This window comes from Priestia megaterium, from assembly GCF_009497655.1.
Lineage (GTDB): Bacteria > Bacillota > Bacilli > Bacillales > Bacillaceae_H > Priestia > Priestia zanthoxyli.
Map to the genome: position 1 here is coordinate 782,076 of NZ_CP023317.1, position 18,312 is coordinate 800,387.

The 18,312-nt window shown below is 38.7% G+C and carries 16 protein-coding genes and 1 riboswitch; of the genes, 11 read left to right on the top strand and 5 right to left on the bottom strand.

Going from position 1 to position 18,312, the window contains the following annotated elements; genetic code table 11:
* Nucleotides 1-47: 47 nt before the first annotated feature.
* Complete coding sequence (locus CEQ83_RS04075) at nucleotides 48-647, bottom strand: cupin domain-containing protein (RefSeq protein WP_080754378.1); 600 nt, start codon at nucleotides 645-647, stop codon at nucleotides 48-50.
* Between the two features lie 386 nt (nucleotides 648-1,033).
* Nucleotides 1,034-1,112: riboswitch (ZMP/ZTP riboswitch) on the top strand.
* A 56-nt stretch (nucleotides 1,113-1,168) separates the two neighbouring features.
* Here CEQ83_RS04075 and CEQ83_RS04080 point away from each other — a divergent pair.
* The 7 genes from CEQ83_RS04080 to CEQ83_RS04105 all read left to right on the top strand — a co-directional run bounded on the left by CEQ83_RS04080 (nucleotide 1,169) and on the right by CEQ83_RS04105 (nucleotide 10,186).
* On the top strand, nucleotides 1,169-2,764 hold the full coding sequence (locus tag CEQ83_RS04080; RefSeq protein WP_028412286.1) for a glutamate/serine transporter AimA: 1,596 nt from the start codon (nucleotides 1,169-1,171) through the stop codon (nucleotides 2,762-2,764).
* 181 nt (nucleotides 2,765-2,945) lie between these two features.
* Nucleotides 2,946-3,992 carry a DUF5105 domain-containing protein gene (locus CEQ83_RS04085; RefSeq protein ID WP_223546641.1) on the top strand — a complete coding sequence of 349 codons (1,047 nt, stop codon included), beginning with the start codon at nucleotides 2,946-2,948 and terminating at the stop codon, nucleotides 3,990-3,992.
* A gap of 130 nt (nucleotides 3,993-4,122) precedes the next feature.
* The gene (locus CEQ83_RS26925) at nucleotides 4,123-4,260 is read left to right on the top strand and encodes a hypothetical protein (RefSeq protein ID WP_167387308.1); all 138 of its coding nucleotides are present in this window, start codon (nucleotides 4,123-4,125) and stop codon (nucleotides 4,258-4,260) included.
* A 191-nt stretch (nucleotides 4,261-4,451) separates the two neighbouring features.
* Complete coding sequence (locus tag CEQ83_RS04090) at nucleotides 4,452-4,961, top strand: acyl-CoA thioesterase (RefSeq protein WP_013055518.1); 510 nt, start codon at nucleotides 4,452-4,454, stop codon at nucleotides 4,959-4,961.
* Between the two features lie 395 nt (nucleotides 4,962-5,356).
* The gene (gene ppc, locus CEQ83_RS04095) at nucleotides 5,357-8,125 is read left to right on the top strand and encodes a phosphoenolpyruvate carboxylase (RefSeq protein WP_098113693.1); all 2,769 of its coding nucleotides are present in this window, start codon (nucleotides 5,357-5,359) and stop codon (nucleotides 8,123-8,125) included.
* A 217-nt stretch (nucleotides 8,126-8,342) separates the two neighbouring features.
* Complete coding sequence (locus CEQ83_RS04100; protein WP_014461480.1) at nucleotides 8,343-8,786, top strand: hypothetical protein; 444 nt, start codon at nucleotides 8,343-8,345, stop codon at nucleotides 8,784-8,786.
* A gap of 392 nt (nucleotides 8,787-9,178) precedes the next feature.
* Entirely contained in the window at nucleotides 9,179-10,186 is a 1,008-nt protein-coding gene (locus CEQ83_RS04105; RefSeq protein WP_028412092.1) for an aromatic ring-hydroxylating dioxygenase subunit alpha, read from the top strand.
* A gap of 31 nt (nucleotides 10,187-10,217) precedes the next feature.
* Here CEQ83_RS04105 and CEQ83_RS04110 read toward each other — a convergent pair whose 3' ends face one another.
* The 3 genes from CEQ83_RS04110 to CEQ83_RS04120 all read right to left on the bottom strand — a co-directional run bounded on the left by CEQ83_RS04110 (nucleotide 10,218) and on the right by CEQ83_RS04120 (nucleotide 13,112).
* Complete coding sequence (locus CEQ83_RS04110; protein ID WP_098113694.1) at nucleotides 10,218-10,973, bottom strand: ABC transporter permease; 756 nt, start codon at nucleotides 10,971-10,973, stop codon at nucleotides 10,218-10,220.
* Entirely contained in the window at nucleotides 10,970-11,707 is a 738-nt protein-coding gene (locus CEQ83_RS04115; RefSeq protein WP_014461476.1) for an ABC transporter ATP-binding protein, read from the bottom strand. Before CEQ83_RS04115 ends, CEQ83_RS04110 begins: the two co-directional genes overlap by 4 nt.
* Nucleotides 11,708-11,804: 97 nt before the next feature.
* Nucleotides 11,805-13,112 (bottom strand): homocysteine synthase, encoded by a 1,308-nt coding sequence (locus CEQ83_RS04120; RefSeq protein WP_098113695.1) that lies wholly within the window; start codon nucleotides 13,110-13,112, stop codon nucleotides 11,805-11,807.
* 345 nt (nucleotides 13,113-13,457) lie between these two features.
* Here CEQ83_RS04120 and CEQ83_RS04125 point away from each other — a divergent pair, with 345 nt between their 5' ends.
* The 4 genes from CEQ83_RS04125 to CEQ83_RS04140 are packed head-to-tail and all read left to right on the top strand — an operon-like array spanning nucleotide 13,458 to nucleotide 17,154.
* Nucleotides 13,458-14,144, top strand: coding sequence for a YknW family membrane protein (locus tag CEQ83_RS04125; RefSeq protein WP_014461474.1), 687 nt, complete (start codon nucleotides 13,458-13,460; stop codon nucleotides 14,142-14,144).
* On the top strand, nucleotides 14,145-15,275 hold the full coding sequence (locus tag CEQ83_RS04130) for an efflux RND transporter periplasmic adaptor subunit (protein WP_098113696.1): 1,131 nt from the start codon (nucleotides 14,145-14,147) through the stop codon (nucleotides 15,273-15,275).
* Nucleotides 15,272-15,961, top strand: a complete 690-nt coding sequence (locus CEQ83_RS04135) for an ABC transporter ATP-binding protein (RefSeq protein ID WP_014461472.1) — start codon at nucleotides 15,272-15,274, stop codon at nucleotides 15,959-15,961. Before CEQ83_RS04130 ends, CEQ83_RS04135 begins: the two co-directional genes overlap by 4 nt.
* A complete protein-coding gene (locus CEQ83_RS04140) occupies nucleotides 15,958-17,154 on the top strand; it encodes an ABC transporter permease (protein ID WP_028412099.1) in 1,197 nt (398 codons plus the stop codon). The genes CEQ83_RS04135 and CEQ83_RS04140 overlap by 4 nt, the downstream gene beginning before the upstream one ends.
* A gap of 97 nt (nucleotides 17,155-17,251) precedes the next feature.
* Here CEQ83_RS04140 and CEQ83_RS04145 read toward each other — a convergent pair whose 3' ends face one another.
* Entirely contained in the window at nucleotides 17,252-18,238 is a 987-nt protein-coding gene (locus tag CEQ83_RS04145; RefSeq protein ID WP_014461470.1) for a S8 family peptidase, read from the bottom strand.
* Nucleotides 18,239-18,312: the final 74 nt, after the last annotated feature.

The following is an 18,312-nucleotide window of genomic DNA, read 5'->3' on the forward strand; positions in this document are numbered from 1 at the left end:
AAGCTATAAAAACGAGCAAATAAAAAAACTAGACAATAAGTGCTTGTCTAGTTCCACCACTCTGTCAATGGTCCTTTGTCGCCATAAACAGGATCTGTTGTAGGAATAGGTACTTGTGCAATTTCATCAAATACGTGAGGGCGATCAGTTTGTTTTCCTGTTCGTAAGTTGTAATCCATGCCCTCTGGATAAGCTCCAACCACTTTAAAATCAGCAGTTGACTGCAGACGCATATGTCCTGTACCTGCAGGGAGTACGAGTACATCCCCAGCATGCACCACGATATTTTCTCCCATATGTCCACCTAGTTTTAAGCGTGCAGATCCGCTAATTACACCTAGTGCTTCATGAGAATTGCTGTGGTAATGGTGAAAATCATATATGCCACCTACCCAGCTGTTTTTCCAGTTGTGAGAATTAAAAATGCTCTCTACTTTCTCTTTCTTACTAATAAATACGTGTTCATACAACAAAACTGGAAGACGAGGGTGATTTGGAATGGTTCCGTCGTCATCAAAATAAAGAACTTTTACATTTGCATAATTCATAAGCATCCCTCTAACAATCTTTTTTCGTAATTTTCCCTGTTTTTTGCTTGCGTAAACAGAGAAGTTTGCTCGAAGTACTTCATTCGTTGCGAAGTGCATGATATGTAGGTGTTAACGTTTTCCAAAAAGAAGTCTCCCACTTCAAGCGTAGCTAAGTGGTGGGCAGTTTACTTTAGTATCTTTTCTTCATATTGTATATAAGTAAAGGGGCTAGTGCAAGAATTCTATGGATATATAGATGTTAATTCGTATTTTGTAAATGAATAATATATATTAATATAATTTTTAGAAGATGATATGCTCGTGAAGTAAAAGAAGCAAATAATAAGAAAGGTTAGAGTTTTAGTTGTTTTTTGTAATTAGGAAGAGATTTTAAAAAGATTTATTCGGAATTTTACGAATAATTCATTACTTTTGTAAAAGTAATGTAAACATTTTTGTGTATTGAGTAATAGTAATGAATGTTATATACTGATAAAAAATATATTCCTATATGTGACTGGCGCAACATGGATGACCATGGGGGAGCATATAGCGTATAAGCCGCGCGCCTGGGCAAACACTTGAGAAAATTTCGCAAGTGTTTTTTTTATTTTCCTAGGGAAGAGGAGTAGATTTGGATGAGCAATATGCAAAGGAAGATGGGAACATTTGCTTTAACCATGACAGGCATAGGTTCGATTATCGGTTCAGGATGGCTGTTTGGAGCATGGAAAGCAGCTCAAATTGCAGGACCAGCGGCTATTTTTTCATGGGTTATTGGAATGGTAGTTATTTTGACCATTGCCCTATCGTACGCTGAACTGGGCGCGATGTTTCCGCAAGCAGGGGGGATGGTTAAATATCCTCAGTATTCACACGGATCATTTATTGGATTTTTGGCTGCTTGGGCTAACTGGATTTCAATCGCTTCAACGATAACAGTGGAGGCTATTGCATCTGTGCAATATATGAGTACTTGGCCGTGGAAATGGGCTCGCTGGACTCATGAATTAGTAGACAATGGCATTTTAACGTCCAAGGGGTTGGCAGTTGCGTCTCTGTTATTATTCATTTACTTTTTTGTGAACTATTGGACGGTAAATCTCTTTGCTAAAGCAAACTCATTTATTACGATTGTTAAATTAATTATTCCTGGTTTAACGGCAGGGGCTTTATTTTTTGCTGGTTTTCATAGCGGGAACTTTTCAAGTGAGCATGGGGTAGCACCTTACGGATGGGCGAGTGTTTTAACGGCAGTGGCAACATCAGGTATCGTGTTTGCATTTAATGGGTTTCAAAGTCCTGTAAATATGGCAGGAGAAGCAAAGTCACCTAATAAATCGATTCCGGTAGCTGTAATTGGTTCAATTTTTATTGCTGGAATTGTATACATTATATTACAAATTGTTTTTATCGGAGCAGTAAGTCCGTCATCAATTGCGGATGGATGGAATCATTTGAATTTTAATTCTCCTTTTGCTGATTTAGCGATTGCGCTTGGAATTAACTGGCTAACAATTGTGTTATACGCAGATGCATTTGTTTCTCCTTCCGGCACAGGTGCTACATATACGGCAACGACTTCTAGAATGTTATACGGGATGCAGCAAAATGGATATTTGCCAAAGATATTTGGTACTCTTCATCCACTTTACAATGTCCCGCGCCCAGCTATGTGGCTAAATTTAGCAGCCTGCTTTTTGTTTCTCTTTTTATTTAGAGGATGGGGTGTCTTAGCAGAAGTGATCTCAGTAGCGACGCTTATCTCTTATATTATGGGCCCTGTAGCGCTTATAACATTAAGAAAAACGGCTTCACACTTTTACCGTCCATTTTATTTAAAAGGGGCATCAGTTATTGCGCCATGCGGCTTCGTTTTTGCTTCTTTGACGCTTTACTGGGCAAGGTGGCCACTTACAGGTGAAGTGATTTTTATTATGGCAATTGGCCTGCCAGTTTATTTTTATTACCAAGCGAAAAATAAATGGGTGGGCTTTAAAAAAGAATTTTTAACCGGGGCTTGGATGCTTATCTATTTAGCGTGCATGATTTTTATTTCCTACATAGGAAGCGAAAAATTCGGAGGCAAAAATATTTTACCTTTCGGATGGGATATGCTAGTGATTGCTTGCGTATCATTAGCCTTTTATTACTGGGGAATTAAAAGTGGCAAATCTAACCGATATATGAAAGAAGCTGAACAAATCAATCAAGAAAATTTTAAATCTAAATAAAAAAACACGAGCCGGTGCTCGTGTTTTTATTTAGATGAATGGAGAATTTAGACTTAGTTTTTATCAAAATATTGTAAAAAACATAGATTTTAAGGTTTAATGATTTACACAGAGGGAACCTTTATTTGGGATAAAGTTCTAAAAAAAACAAAATAAAGGGGATTGGACAGCTGTGAAAAAAATGAATGTTTTGGCTTTGGTTTTTGTACTTATGCTAGTATTAGCGGCTTGTAACAGTTCTAAGGAAACGGGAGGATCCACTTCGGCTAAAAATAAGGCGATTGAAGCATCTATTGACAGCGCTTCTTATATTTTAGTAGATAGTGATGAAGGAGCTACAAGTGAAGAAAAGGGGCTGTTGCAAGTTGATTTAAAAGTGAAAAATGTATCCAAAAATAGTATATCTTTATCGGATTACGACGGTGTGTATTTATATGAAGGAGATGAACAATTATCTCCAAAAACGGGAGTGAACAGTAGGGAACTTGGACTAGAAAGCAGTTCATCTGACAAGATTGGCGCTGGGAAGCAAAAAAAATTAATGTTCGTCTTTGAAGTCAAAAAAGATAAAAAGTACAAAATTGGGCTTCAGCCAAAATCATCTGATTATGATGAAGAAATTGACGAAGTAACATTAACACTGGATACGAAGAAATACGCGAAAAGCTATAATAAGCTGCAAGACCCAGAAAAAGCTCTGCAAGCTTACACGGAAGTTCTTTACTTAAACAAAGAAAATGTAGATTATGATAAATATGTAACAGCGGACAAAACAGCTGTCATAGAAGAACAGAAAAAAGCGTTTAATGAGGAATTAAAAGGTGCGTTTTCTAATAGTTTAACCGATAAAGCAAAAAAAGATTTTTTTAACATGTATAAAGATGTTTTGAAAGAAAAAGCAAGCGTAAAGACAAATGTGATTGCCAATGCAAATAATAAAGCTGTAGTAGAAGTGGAGTACACTACTGTTAATTTATCAGACTTATATTCATACGTATCGCAGCTTAAGAGAGCATATACAGATGAAACAAAAGATTACGATACAAAACACTCTGAAGAGTTTGCGGCTTCTAAATTCAAAGATATTGTAAATGAATTAGAAACGAAAGAAGGAAGTCGTCCGCTACGAATTTTTATGGTGAAAGAAGATGGGAAATGGACTGTGAAGTCAAGTGACCTATACAGTGACTCTTTAGGTAAAACGTTTGGATCGAGCTACATTCGATAGACAAAAAAGAGGCTAGGACAAAAATAGTTGAGCCCAAGTAAGAAACGAACCATTCATCAATCTGTTTGATGAGTGGTTCGTTTTTTTGCGATGATGCATATCGTTTTATTTGTTTCGTTCCTTCTAGCAGTTGATTGGAGGGCAAGGCGAAGACTCCTGCGGGAAAAGCGGAACAGGTGAGACCCCGCAGGAGCGTAAGCGACGAGGAGGCTCAGCGCCCGCCCGCGGAAAGCGAAGCCTTGCACGGAAATCAATTGCGGTGTCATAAGCAGTCCAGCTCATGTATCTCATTTGTTCGTCTTTCAATTGGATTTATTTCGTTATGTCTCAACCTCTTTTTTGTTTTCTGTAAATAAATCAACGAGTTTTTTGTAAAGCTAAATTTATTGAAATATGCTAGTATAGGTTCATTCATTCTTTTATTCTTATTATGATAGGCATCAATGGAGGTTCTTACTAATGAAAGCAAATTATTGTAAAGATACAAAGGCCGTTCGAACGAGCCGCATTTTCCCTAATGATATTAATAATCACAATACGTTATTTGGCGGAAAATTAATGAGTGATATTGATATGATTGCGTCCATTTCAGCTTATCGTCACAGTCGTACAGAGTGTGTGACGGCTTCAGCAGACTCTATTCACTTTCTGCACCCTATTACGCCTCAGGATTCTGTATGTTTGGAGTCATACGTATCATGGACAGGTCGTTCATCAATGGAAGTGTTTGTGAAAGTGATTAAAGAAAATTTAAAAACCGGGGAGCGTCAAATTGCAGCTACATCATTTTTAACTTTTGTGGCAATGGATGATGATGGAAAGCCCCGCGCAGTACCGGAGCTTATTCCAGAAACAGAAGAAGAAAAATACCTGTTTCAAACGGGGGCAGATCGTGCTGCCACACGTAAACAAGTGCGTAAAAAAAGCAATGAACTAGCCTCAGTGTTGGATTTAGGACAACCTTGGTAGCATAAAAGAGAGGCTGAAAAGTATTTTAGCTCAAGTGAAAAACGAACCACTGATCAACACGTTTGATTAGTGGTTCGTTTTTTTTTTGTTATGGTGAACGTAGGTTTCAGCTGTTTCGTTCTTTCTAGCAGTCGATTGGAAGGAGAGGTGAAGTATTCCAATCAACTGCGGTGTCACAAGCGGTTCAGCTTATGTATCCCATTTGTTCGTCTTAGGGTTGGATTCATTTCGTTATGCTTCATCCTCTTTTTTATATTTGATGAATCTTTCCTCCTAATCGAGAGGAGGAAACAAAATTATATGAAATTTATTTTCGTTCATGGTAATATGAATTTAATATAATTTTCTAAAAAGTTTAAAAAGTACAACATTTATAAAGGAAGGTGTCGTGTCTAATGGTAACAGTAGAAGCAGCAGAAAGACAAAACAGCAGCACTGCCCTGCGCCGTGATGTAAAATTTCTCGGTCAATTGTTAGGGAAAGTTCTGGTTCATCAAGGTGGAGAAGAACTGCTCAACAAAGTAGAAAAAATACGCGAAGTGGCAAAATCACTTAGAGAAAACAAAGATGAAGCCATCTATAAAGAAATAAAAAATGAAATCGTTACTCTTGAACAGCCGATGCGCGCGCAGGTTATTCGGGCGTTTGCCGTTTATTTTCATTTAGTTAATATTGCAGAGCAAAATCATCGAATTCGTCGCAGACGGGAATATCAGCAGCAAGAAGATTCTATTATGCAGCCGGGTTCATTGGAAAGCGCCGTTGTTTCGCTTAAAAATAATGGCGTGGCGCCAGATGTAATTGCTAACTTGCTTCAAACTTTATCACTTGAGCTTATCATCACGGCACATCCAACAGAAGCCACTAGACGAAGTGTCCTTGATATTCATAAACGAATGGCTGAGCTTCTGAAAAACTTGGATAATTCAACGTTAACAAAACGTGAACGTACAGAAATTGAAGAAAGACTGTTTAGCGAAGTGTTAATTTTATGGCAAACAAATGAACTGCGAGATCGCAAGCCAACCGTAATGGATGAAGTATCCAATGGATTATATTATTTTGATGAAACGTTATTTGAAGTGCTTCCTCAACTTCATCAGGAATTGGAAAATTCATTGCAGGAGAATTACCCCGAAGAAAATTGGAAAGTGCCTAATATTCTTCGATTTGGTTCATGGATTGGCGGAGACCGAGATGGAAATCCAAACGTAACTCCTAAAGTAACGTGGCAAACGCTTGTCAAACAAAGGAAGTTAGCTATTCGTAAATATAAAGAGTCGCTTACTCAATTGAGACAAAGGTTAAGTCAGTCTACAAAAAGAGTCGCAGTTTCAGATAATCTTCTTGATTCTATTAATCAAGAAATATCGCTGCTGCCTGAGAAAAAGCGATGGAGAATCAAACACGAAGTATATCGCTGCAAGCTTACGATTATGCTTCATAAATTAAATTTAGTTGGAGAGTTGGAAGCAGGTTATCAAAGGTCGGAAGAACTTTTACAAGATTTGTTTCTCATCAAAGATAGCTTGCAAAAGCATCAGCCTCAAGATTATCAGCTGAAAAGCTTGTGTAAATTAATTCGCCAAGTTGAGCTGTTTGGATTTCATTTAGCAACGCTTGATATCCGTAATCACAGCGGAGAACACGAAGCGGCAATCAAAGAAATTTTCCATGCTGTTTCTTTAGCTGAAGATTATTCAGCGTTAACAGAAGAGAAAAAAGTTGAGCTGCTAGGGAAAGTTCTTCAAGACCCAAGACCTGTGCTATCATTTGTAGAGAATTACTCTAAAGAAACGCAGCAAGTAATTGAAGTATTTAACATGATACATCGAGCACATAAAGAATTTGGAGAAAGATCCATTGAAGTCTACTTAATCAGTATGACGCAGTCTGCAAGTGATTTGTTAGAAGTCATGGTACTTGCCAAAGAAGCGGGTATTTACCGCCTTCATGCAGATGGCCGCATTGAAAGCAAGTTAAATATAGCTCCGCTGCTTGAAACGATCGATGATCTCACAGCAGGTCCTAAGATTATGGAACAGCTATTTCAATTAGATTTTTATCGAGAGCACTTAAGAAAACAGAAGGATTTGCAGGAAATCATGCTTGGCTACTCAGATGGAAGCAAAGATGGAGGAACGCTTACCGCTAATTGGAAGCTCTACAAAGCGCAGCAGGAAATTCACGATATGGCGAGGAAGTATCAAGTTCGTCTGAAGTTTTTCCATGGCCGAGGCGGCTCACTAGGCCGAGGAGGAGGCCCGTTAAACCGAAGCATTTTATCTCAGCCTGTTGAGACGCTAGGAGACGGTGTTAAAATTACAGAGCAAGGAGAAGTTCTTTCTTCTAGATACTCTTTATATGACATTGCTTACCGAAGCCTTGAACAAGCGGTCTCAGCTCTTCTTACAGCGGCAGCAAATGTTTCTCAAGAAGCTGAACAATGTGATATTCGTACACATGAATGGGAAGAAACAATGGACGAGATTTCAACTGCTTCGTTACGTAAGTATCAAGAGCTTGTTTTCAACGATCCAGACTTTTTAACCTACTTTAAACAAGCTACACCTCTTCCTGAGCTCGGGGCTTTAAATATTGGGTCACGTCCAATGAGTCGAAAAGGAAGTGATCGCTTTGAAGACTTGCGAGCAATTCCATGGGTATTTGCATGGACGCAAAGCAGACAGCTGCTTCCAGCCTGGTACGCTGCAGGTACGGGCTTACAGCATTTAGTAGAGAAATCCGGAGATATACAGCTTCTTCAGCAAATGTATAAAGAATGGCCATTTTTCCGCTCGACCGTCGATAACCTGCAAATGGCTTTAACAAAAGCAGATTTAATGGCAGCAAAAGAATACACAGAAATGGTACAAGATCCGGTTATTTCAGAGAGGATTTTTACCGCTATTAAAAAAGAGTATAATGTTACGAAAGAAATGATTCTTCAAATCACGGGGCAAAAAGAATTAATGGATCATCTTCCTACGATTAAAGAATCTATTAAATTACGAAATCCGTATGTGGACCCTCTAACCTTCTTGCAAGTTAAGGTTATTTCCAAGCTGCGTGAAGATGAGGCTGAAACGTTAAATGAAGAACTTTTAAAAGAAGCATTATTAACGATTAACGGCATTGCAGCAGGATTGCGTAACACAGGCTGATGATACCAAAAGACACCTCAATAAAACAAAAGAGGTGTCTTTTGTTCATTCTTCTCACATAAAGAACTGCCTGTCAGTTCCTTCTCTTTTAAAGAGAACTTCCGTCTGTTAAATAGGCACTGAGAAAAATCAGTGATAAAATAGAGAAGAACTGGTAATATTCTACAAACAAGTGCTAGTGGTGGGGTAACTAGATTGAATATGGAGGACGAGGACAATGGTAAAAAATTCGCAAATCTTCATTGAAGCTGACTCCGAGAATTCTGTATTTATTGGACTGGAATTTTGTGAGTATACACAAAAAATGAATCCTACTTGTTTGTCCAAACAGCATATAAATGTGTTTATTCATCCGGAAGAACTCACTGTGGAATTTAAGAAAACAAAAAGTGATAGAACTATTGATGATTTCCATCTGATGCATATCGTTCCGGTTCATTGCTTTAATTATTTATTATGTTCGATTTCGCAAGGTATTGTTACAGATGTTCAGCTAAAAGCGGTCGGTCATCAAGGAGAAACGTTGTTTGAAGAAAATCTTACATTGAAGTTTCATGAAAAAGCGACGGATTATGAAGAAACGCTCTCATTTTTCAAACATTTAAATCAAGAAATACAAAAACAGACGAAAAAATATACAGCCAGTTATATGAGCTCATGATAAAGAAAGCTGCGGTTTTAAAAACCGCAGCTTTTATTCGTTTAACCGAAAAAATTATGTGAGAGATGCTTACAAAGCAAGAGATTTTTCAGTGGGAAATTGATAAAGTAAAAATAAGAGAAATCAGTGGACAGAAAAGCTTTTAGCGGCTGGCCGCTTTTTATTCAATATGCAAGGGTTAGGTAGTGAGATTAAAAAAATAGCGATGAATACGTATTGTTATTGTAGATGAAGTGCTAAGGTCGCTCTATCTGCAATTATGTAGAATCTTCGCGCGCTTATAGTCTGTTTTACGGAACGAAAAAGCTGCGGAATTAGAAGAACTCCTTCTATTTCTGCGGTTTTTTTTATAAACAAGAAATAAATTCACTTATTGTACGGAGGCGATGCAGATGATTAAAGATTTAGTATTGGCTAAGGAATGGCTGCCTGCAGCTTATTCACATGATTTAACAGATCAGCCCTTGCAAGTAACGATTTTAGAAGAGCGAGTTGCGCTGTTTCGCACAACTAATGCCATTAAAGCATTTAAAGATTTGTGCATCCATCGCGGTGCAGCGTTATCTCTTGGGAAAGTAGTAGATGATTGCATTGTGTGCCCTTATCACGGATGGAAATACGATGGTGCCGGGGCTTGTGTGAAAATTCCTCAACAGCCGCCGGGAAGAGCGATTCCTTCAAAAGCAAAAGCACAGGTATATGATTGCGTTGAAAAGTATGGAATTATATGGGTGAAGATGAACAGCGAGGCAAGTGATATTCCTCTTCCTCAGTATGACGAATACCTTAACTCCGGATTTAAAACGGTTTGCGCCAACCCTCATACTCTGCAGGCAGCAGCTCCTCGTGTCGTAGAAAACTTTCTAGATGTAAGCCATTTGGCTTTTGTTCACGAAGGAAGCCTTGGACACTCGGATTACGCCGAAATTCCTGATTATAAGGTACATTGGAAAGATAACCGATACATTTCTGACGAAATCGCTGTGTACGCAGATGCAGATGGTACGGGTAACTTTGCGACTATTTATTATACTTTTGAAATTCTTCGTCCTGCCGTTGCAAGGTTGAAAAAAGTGAACTATGAAACGGGTGAAATCTTTTCGATGCTGTTTGCGGTTTTACCTGAAGAGGAAAGAAAGTCGACTGTGTTTGCATTGGTTTCTAGAAACTATTCGTTTGATGCACCTGATCAATATTTCCGTGATTTTCAACAGCTTATTATTGAACAAGATACGAGCATTGTAGAAAGTCAAAAACCCGAAGAGCTGCCGCTTGACTTACAAGCAGAGCTTCATTTGAATCCGGACCGACTGAGTATTGCCTATAGAAGATGGCTCGGTGATTTAGGAGTGACCTTTGGAAGTGACGTAGGAACAAGATTAAAAAAAGCTGCTCAATAAAAAAGAAGAAAGGAGTCTCCTTTCTTCTTTTTTATGTATGTTCACGGATAAGCTGATGATAGCTATTAAAAAGGGTAGGATATGTTAAGCGGCTTAAGATGACGCAGGAAAGCGTAGCAGAGGCTAGGATAGTAAAAACGATGAGCAGCTGGAATTTGACTGCTTGTATCGGATCTGCCCCTCCAATAATCTGGCCTGTCATCATGCCGGGAAGCTGAACGAGTCCAATTGTTTTTTGGCTTTCTACAGTAGGAATCATGCTAGCTTTGATTGCGGCATTTAAAATACTATGAATAGCTTGTTTAGGAGTTCCGCCAAGCGCCAGAATCAATTGAATTTCGTCTCGCCTTCTATTTACTTCAGCGTCTAACCGATTTAAAAATAAATTGGCCAAAATCATCGAATTTCCAATAATCATACCGCTGACAGGAATGACATATCGCGGAGTAGCAGGGATAATATGTAGGCCGAGCATAACGCTTTGGGTCAGGATTTCTACAATAAAAAGAGTGACAAATACACGAAAGAAAGCTTTAAACCCCTGCTTTTTTTTCTTTACAACATTTTGGGAAGCGACCGTCAGCATAAGGAATAAAATGAGAATCATAAAAGCAGGGTGATTCGCGTCAAAAATAAAAGATAAAACATATCCTATCACTAACAGCTGAACGGCTGCTCGAATACTCGCAATGATAATATCTTTTTCGAGTCCTATACGAAAAGATTTTGATAAAAAAAGAGCAATAAAAACAAAAACAATGGTGAAAATCAGTGAAAGTGAACTCATAGAAAGGCTCCTTCAATAAATTGTTTTGTTTCAGCTTTTACAGGAGCATGAAAAAAGGTCTCCGTCTTCGCTTTTTCTACAATCACTCCGTTCATTAAAAGCCAGACTTCCTCTCCTAAACGTTTGGCTTGATCTAAGTTATGAGTAACCCAAATAATCGTTTTATTCTGTTCTTTATGTAAATGAGAAATAAGCTGTTCAATTTCATGAGCAGAAGTGGCATCCAAAGCGGAAGTGATTTCGTCTAAAAGTAAAAGGTCCGATCCGTTCGACAGCGTACGGGCTAATGATAACCTCTGTCTTTGACCACCGGATAAATCTCTTGCATCCTGCTCTAACAAGTCAGGGGAAAGGCCGGTTAAGGCACAGAGTTCGTCAGGCATAATATCCTGTTTGCCATGCAGTTTTTGAACAAGCATCATATTCTCTCGTACTGTTCCATCAATAACAGGAGCCGATTGAAAAGCGATGCCCACTTTTTTTCGTAAATCAGAGATATTCCATTTGCTAATGTCTTTACCATATACTTCAATACTTCCTTCATCAGGTGCAGAAAGTAGATTGCACATGGAAAGAAGGGTGCTTTTTCCGGATCCTGATGGTCCTACCATCATGACGAGCGAGCCTTGCATCACTGTACCCGATATGCCTTTTAAAACACTATGTTCTTTATCTTTAAATGTTTTATGAACGTCTGTAAATGTAATAGCAGGTATTGAATTGAACGTGTTCATAGTAGCTCCTTTTTCATTCGTTTTGTTTATTGTAGCATAAGCGAAAGTATAAAAAGTTATTGGGCGATATAAAAAAAACTGTGAAAAATCACAGCTTTTAAACAGTTGTATTCACTTTTTGGCTGGCTTTTAAGGCATAATCTAAATCTTCAAGAAGGTCGTCGATTGCTTCTGTTCCAACCGATAGACGAATGAGTTCTGGCGTCACGCCGGAAGCTTTTTGTTCATCTTCAGATAGCTGTTGATGAGTGGTGCTTGCCGGGTGAATAATGAGTGACTTCGAGTCGCCGATATTGGCTAAATGAGAAAATAACTGAACGGAATCAATTAACTTAGCCGCAGCGTTTTTTCCTCCCCTGACACCAAAGGTTAAAATGGCTCCTTGTCCTTTAGGCAAATATTTTTGTGCCAATGAATAGGAAGGGTGAGAAGGAAGCCCCGCATAATGTACCCAGTCTACTAATTCATGCTGCTCTAAAAATTTCGCTACCTTTAATGCGTTTTCGCTGTGACGCTCTAATCGCAGATGGAGTGTTTCTACTCCTTGAAGAAGTAAAAAGGAATTAAAAGGTGATAAAGCAGCGCCAATATCTCGTAAAAGCTGAACGCGCGCTTTTGTAATATAAGCAGCTTCACCGGCGGCTTCTGTGTATACGAGGCCATGGTAACTTGGATCTGGAGTTGTTAAGTCTGGAAATTTCCCGCTTGCTTCCCAATCAAATTTTCCACTGTCTACGATAACACCGCCAATTGCTGTCCCATGCCCCCCAAGAAACTTAGTAGCAGAATGAACGACAATATCTGCTCCGAAATCGATGGGACGAAGAAGGTAAGGGCTTGGAACAGTATTATCAATAATAAGAGGAATTCCATGTTCGTGGGCAATGTCTGCAACTGCCTCGATGTCTAGCACATTTCCCTGCGGATTTCCAACGGATTCAGCATAAATTGCCTTTGTTTTGGAAGTGATTGCACTTCTAAAATTTTCTGGATTATCGGCGTTTACAAATTTTACAGTAATGCCTAGTTTAGGAAGCGTAGACGAAAAGAGGTTATATGTTCCCCCATATAAACTGCTTGCTGATACAATTTCATCTCCTGCGGAAGCGATATTCAAAATGGAAAAGGTAGTAGCTGACTGACCCGAAGCTACTCCTAGAGCACCAACTCCGCCTTCTAATTCAGCAATTCGCTGTTCAAAAACGTCCGTAGTAGGGTTTACAATTCGAGTGTAGATATAGCCTTGTTCACTTAAATTAAATAAAGAAGCAGCATGCTCCGTATCTTTAAATCCAAATGAGCTTGTTTGATAAATAGGTACGGCACGCGAAAAAGTAGCAGGATCGAGCTGTTGACCAGAATGGATGGCTTGTGTTTCAGGACGAAATGGTTTCTTAGCAGACATTGAAACTCCTCCTTAGATATAAAAACGTATAAAAAACATAGGAATAATAAACTTTAATCATAATATACGAATTCTACTGAATGATGTCAAATAATAATTAGAATATTTAGAAAATATAAATAAGATCAATACTATAATTCAGTGTCGATGTATCTCTTTAATTGTTAAAAATACCATAAAAAATATAAAATGTAAGAAAAATGTCAATATATTTGTATAATTATGTTAGAATATTAGGTGTTTGAGAGTTTTTTAGACAGAGTCGATTTTGCTAGAAGCCTTGAAAAAGTAGTGAAAGACGGGTCTTAAGAGCTACTAACAAAACAAAATAAAAGGAGTTTGATTATGAGTACAGAAGTTAACGTATCTTCCGAAGTCCAAGAGAAAGGAAAGCCTTCTATTTTTGGTTTTATTACGAGTCCGGTTGTACAGTTTGAGAAAATGAAAAGTAATCCGATCATCTGGGGACCTCTTTTACTTATCCTCATCTTAACAGCTGCAACAACGATTCTAGCCGTCTATACCCCTCAGGCACAAGAGGCGCTGCAACAGCAAAAAGAAGCTGGCATTGAAGTGAATTCAACATTTAGTATGATTGGCGGAGCAATTGGCGGAGTTATTGCAGTAGTTGCTACACTGGCATTCACAAGTTTGATTCTGTTTTTAATTGCAAAGTTAGGAACTGGAAAAACAACGTACCGCCAAATGTTTAGTTTGAATTTGTTTGTTACGTTCATCACAACAATCGGTCAGCTAATTAATACGGGAGTCGCTGCACTAGCACATACTTCAGCGAATGTGACTTCGTTAAATGGAATGGTTGGGGCTAAAGGTGCTATGGGAGGAGTATTTAATTCCATTGAAATCTTTTCTATTTGGGGACTTATTCTGACAGCAGTAGGACTACAAAAAGTGGCGAATGTATCAAAAGCTGCTTCTATTATTACAGTGATTATTTTATTCATCTTAGGAGCGGCTATTTCAGGAGTTGGAGGAGCTGCTTCAGAAGCGCTTAAAGGAGCAGGGTTGTAAATGAAAAAAGGAATAATTATTACAGCTGTAGCAGTTGTTATTGTTGCGGTTATTGGGATTAACGTATATCGTGCACAAAGTGTAAGTGGGAAAGCAATCAATGTTCACGTAGCGAATATAAAGGAAAAAAAGTTAAGAAATACAGTTATGGTTCCGGGTACGCTAAAGCTTGCTGATGAGCAATATGTCTATTTTGATGCTGAAAAAGGCGAGGTTGAACGATTTCACGTAACAGAAGGTTCTCGTGTACAGCAGGGAACCTCTCTTGTAACGTACGAAAGCGATACGCTTGATTTAGAGCAAGAACAAAACAAGCTAGAAAAAAAATCGAGTCAGCTGCAAATTGACTCAGTAAGCAAACAGCTTTCTAATTTAAATAAAAAACAAAAAGAATTAGAAAAAGAAATGAGTAAGCAAGAAGCGAGAGATCAAATCGACACGGAGCGTACGCAGCTCAATCTCGATTTAGAAACGGCTAAAATTGATTTAGAACGAAACAAACTAGAAGCCAAATCAATTGCTAAAAAAGAACGTAATTTAGATGTAGCGAGTGATATTAATGGGACGGTGCTAGAAGTAGATAAAGAAGCGGTTAATAACACAAGTGACGTTCAAAAACCGCTTATACATATTGGTAATACCGATGAATACTTAGCTACTGGTGTGCTGTCTGAGTACGATGCATTAAAAATTAAAACCGGTCAAGCTGTCAAAATTACATCAGATGTTTTGCCTGATAAAGAATGGGCAGGTAGCGTAAAACAAATTGACTATCTACCTCAGCAGCAGGCGTCAGCAGAAGCCGGCAATGATGCGGCTAATCAATATCCAGTTGAAGTAAAAGTAGATGACCAAGATATCACGATGATTAAGCCGGGATTTAAGCTGCTGCTCGAGATTGAAACAAGCAGTAAAAAAGCTTCATCACTGCCGATAAAAGCAGTTGTAAATGAAGACGGAGAAAAATATGTGTACGTAGTGAAAGATAAAAAGGCGGTTCGTAAGGAAGTAAAGATTGGAGAAACAACAAATAAATTTATTGAAATTAAAAGCGGCGTATCTTCTAAAGACAAAGTTATTACAAATCCTTCAAAGGACTTAACTGAAGGTGCGGAAGTGACTGTTCAATGATTGAACTTGTAAATATTCATAAAAGTTATCATCTGGGCAAAGAGGAAGTGCCAATTTTAAAAGATATTAATTTGAAGATTTACGACGGTGAGTTTGTTGCGATTATGGGTCCTTCAGGCTCCGGTAAATCAACGCTAATGAACATTATCGGATGTTTAGACCGCGCTTCTTCAGGCTCCTATTTATTAAATGAACAAGAAATCTCCACTTATAGTGATGAGGAGCTGGCAAAAGTAAGAAATATTCATATTGGTTTTGTTTTTCAGCAATTTCAGCTGTTGCCGCGTTTAACAGCGGTAGAAAACGTAGAGCTTCCAATGGTATACGCCGGCGTATCTCGTAAGGAAAGACGCGCCAGAGCAGAAGCTGCGCTTGAAAAAGTAGGGCTGAGTGAGCGGATGAAACATTTACCGAGCGAGCTATCAGGAGGGCAAAAGCAGCGCGTTGCTATTGCTCGCTCTATTGTTAACAATCCGACGCTTATTTTAGCCGATGAACCCACAGGAGCCTTAGATACAAAAACGAGTGCTGATATTATGGAGCAATTTTCTAAGCTAAATGCAGATGGGACAACAGTTGTAGTTATTACTCATGAACCTGAAGTGGCAGAGTACACATCGCGTACAGTTATCGTTCGTGACGGTAAGGTATTAAGTCATAGCGACAAGGAGAACGATAGCTTATGAGTTTAATAGAAAATATTCGTATGGCTTTTTCCTCGGTTCTTGCTCATAAAATGCGCTCTATTTTGACAATGCTTGGTATTATCATTGGCGTAGGGGCGGTTATTATCGTTGTTGCTATCGGCCAAGGCGGAGAACAGATGATTAAGTCAGAAATAACAGGAGCAAGCAATACAGTTGATGTCTACTATCAGCCTCCTGAAGACGAGATGCAAGCTGATGACCTTTCCATGACGGGGGAGCCGATCTTTACAGAGGATGATATTAAAGCTCTTTCGACTATTCCCGGCGTGAAGAATGTGGTGGCTTCTAGCTCAATGGGAATGGGAATAAGATATAGAGACAAAGAATCAGATACAACTGTTAACGCAATTAATGAAGGGTATATTGAGGTTAATCAGCTTGAAGTTTCAAAAGGAAGAATGTTAGACAGCTCTGACTTTTTATCAGGTAATCGAGTAGGTGTGATCACAAGCGATATGAAAAAAGAGCTGTTTGATAAAAAGGAAGCCCTTGGACAAGTAGTATGGGTTCAAGGACAGCCTATCAAAATTATTGGTGTGACAAAAAAGCCAACGGGCTTTTTAGCATTTGAAATGCCAACTATTTATATTCCAGATAATACGTATAAATCAAGCTTCGGTAAGCTTGACTACACAAACCTTAGCGTTCAAGCAAAAAGCTCTGATCAACTGAAAAAAGTAGGCAATGACGCAACGGATTTGTTAAATAATTTGCATGATGCTGAAGATGCTTACCAAGTGCAGAACTTAGAAGAAATAGCAGATAGCATTGGAAATGTAACGCGAATTATGACAACGATTATTGGATCGATTGCAGGCATTTCCCTGCTTGTTGGCGGGATTGGCGTTATGAACATTATGCTGGTTTCTGTAACGGAACGTACAAGAGAAATTGGTATTCGTAAAGCATTAGGAGCCTCTAAAAGACAAATTTTAACTCAGTTTTTAATTGAATCTATTACGCTCACGCTTATTGGTGGTTTGCTTGGCATCGGCCTTGGCGCAGGCGGAGCGTCTCTTGTTTCGCTATTTGCCGGCTGGCCGTCATTAATTTCGTGGCAAGTAGTACTTGGAGGAGTGTTGTTTTCCATGACGATTGGCATTGTATTCGGCATGCTTCCTGCAAACAAAGCGGCGAAGCTAGATCCAATCGAAGCATTAAGATATGAATAGAGACATTCATTTGCATGTTTTTATTTCAAACTGACGAAAAGCTTTCCAATCATTTTTGAAAAAGCGGACCATTATATGATCCGCTTTTTCTTATTTGTCACTTACTAATATTGATGCGGGCTACGTTGATAATATCGTGTATTTTTTCCACTAGATTAAGCATGAGAAATCCATTTCCTTCGGAGCTTTTTCGATATCCAAGAGGAAGCGTCCTTCTTACAAGTTGAGCATAGATTTCAGCTTCAATTAAAGAACGTCCAAATTCTTTCTCACATAAATTAATTAATAGTGCTACAGCTCCTGCAACGTGGGGAGTTGCCATAGAAGTTCCTGAAAGCGTAGCGTACTTACCTTCTAAATAAGTAGAGATAATGTCAACACCAGGTGCGACCAAGTCTACTTCTTCATTAACATTGGTAAAAGGAGCTAAGTCTAGGTTGCTGTCTACGGCTCCTACTTGAATCACTTCGTTGTAACTTCCTGGGTACGAATATTCAAGTGTTTCTTCGCGGTCATCGCCTTCGTTTCCAGCTGCAACAACGACAGAAACATCTTTATTAACAGCATCTTGAACAGCTTTGTGCAGTTCTGGAACGTCTTGTGGTCCACCCAGTGACATGGAAATAACTCGCGCTCGCTCATTGTTAGGACCGCGCCATTCGACGGCGTAGTTAATAGCGTCAATAATCCATTCGTAATTTCCAGATCCTTCACCGGTAAGTACTTTTAAGCTTAAAATTTTTGCTTTGGGCGCCACCCCTACTACCCCTTCATTATTGAGCGCAGCAGCAATGGTACCCGATACGTGAGTACCATGCCCATTATTGTCTTCAAATATAGAAGAATCTCCATTATGATCGGAAGTGAAATTTCTTCCTCCGATAATACAATCTTTTAAGTCAGGATGATTTGTGTCAACACCAGTGTCGATAACTGCAATTACAATGCCTTCCCCTTGATTGCTTTGTTCCCAAATAGACGGCGCTTGAATTAAGCTTACTCCTTTAGGCGTTTCGTTTGTTGAGTCGATAATCGACTCAATTGTATAAGGAATTAATTTGACTTGTAACGGTTGTTGAGTCATAGTCATCCTCCTTAAAATGAATTCCATAAAAATGGAAGTTGCTTAATTATAAATTCCCAACTATTGCTATAAAT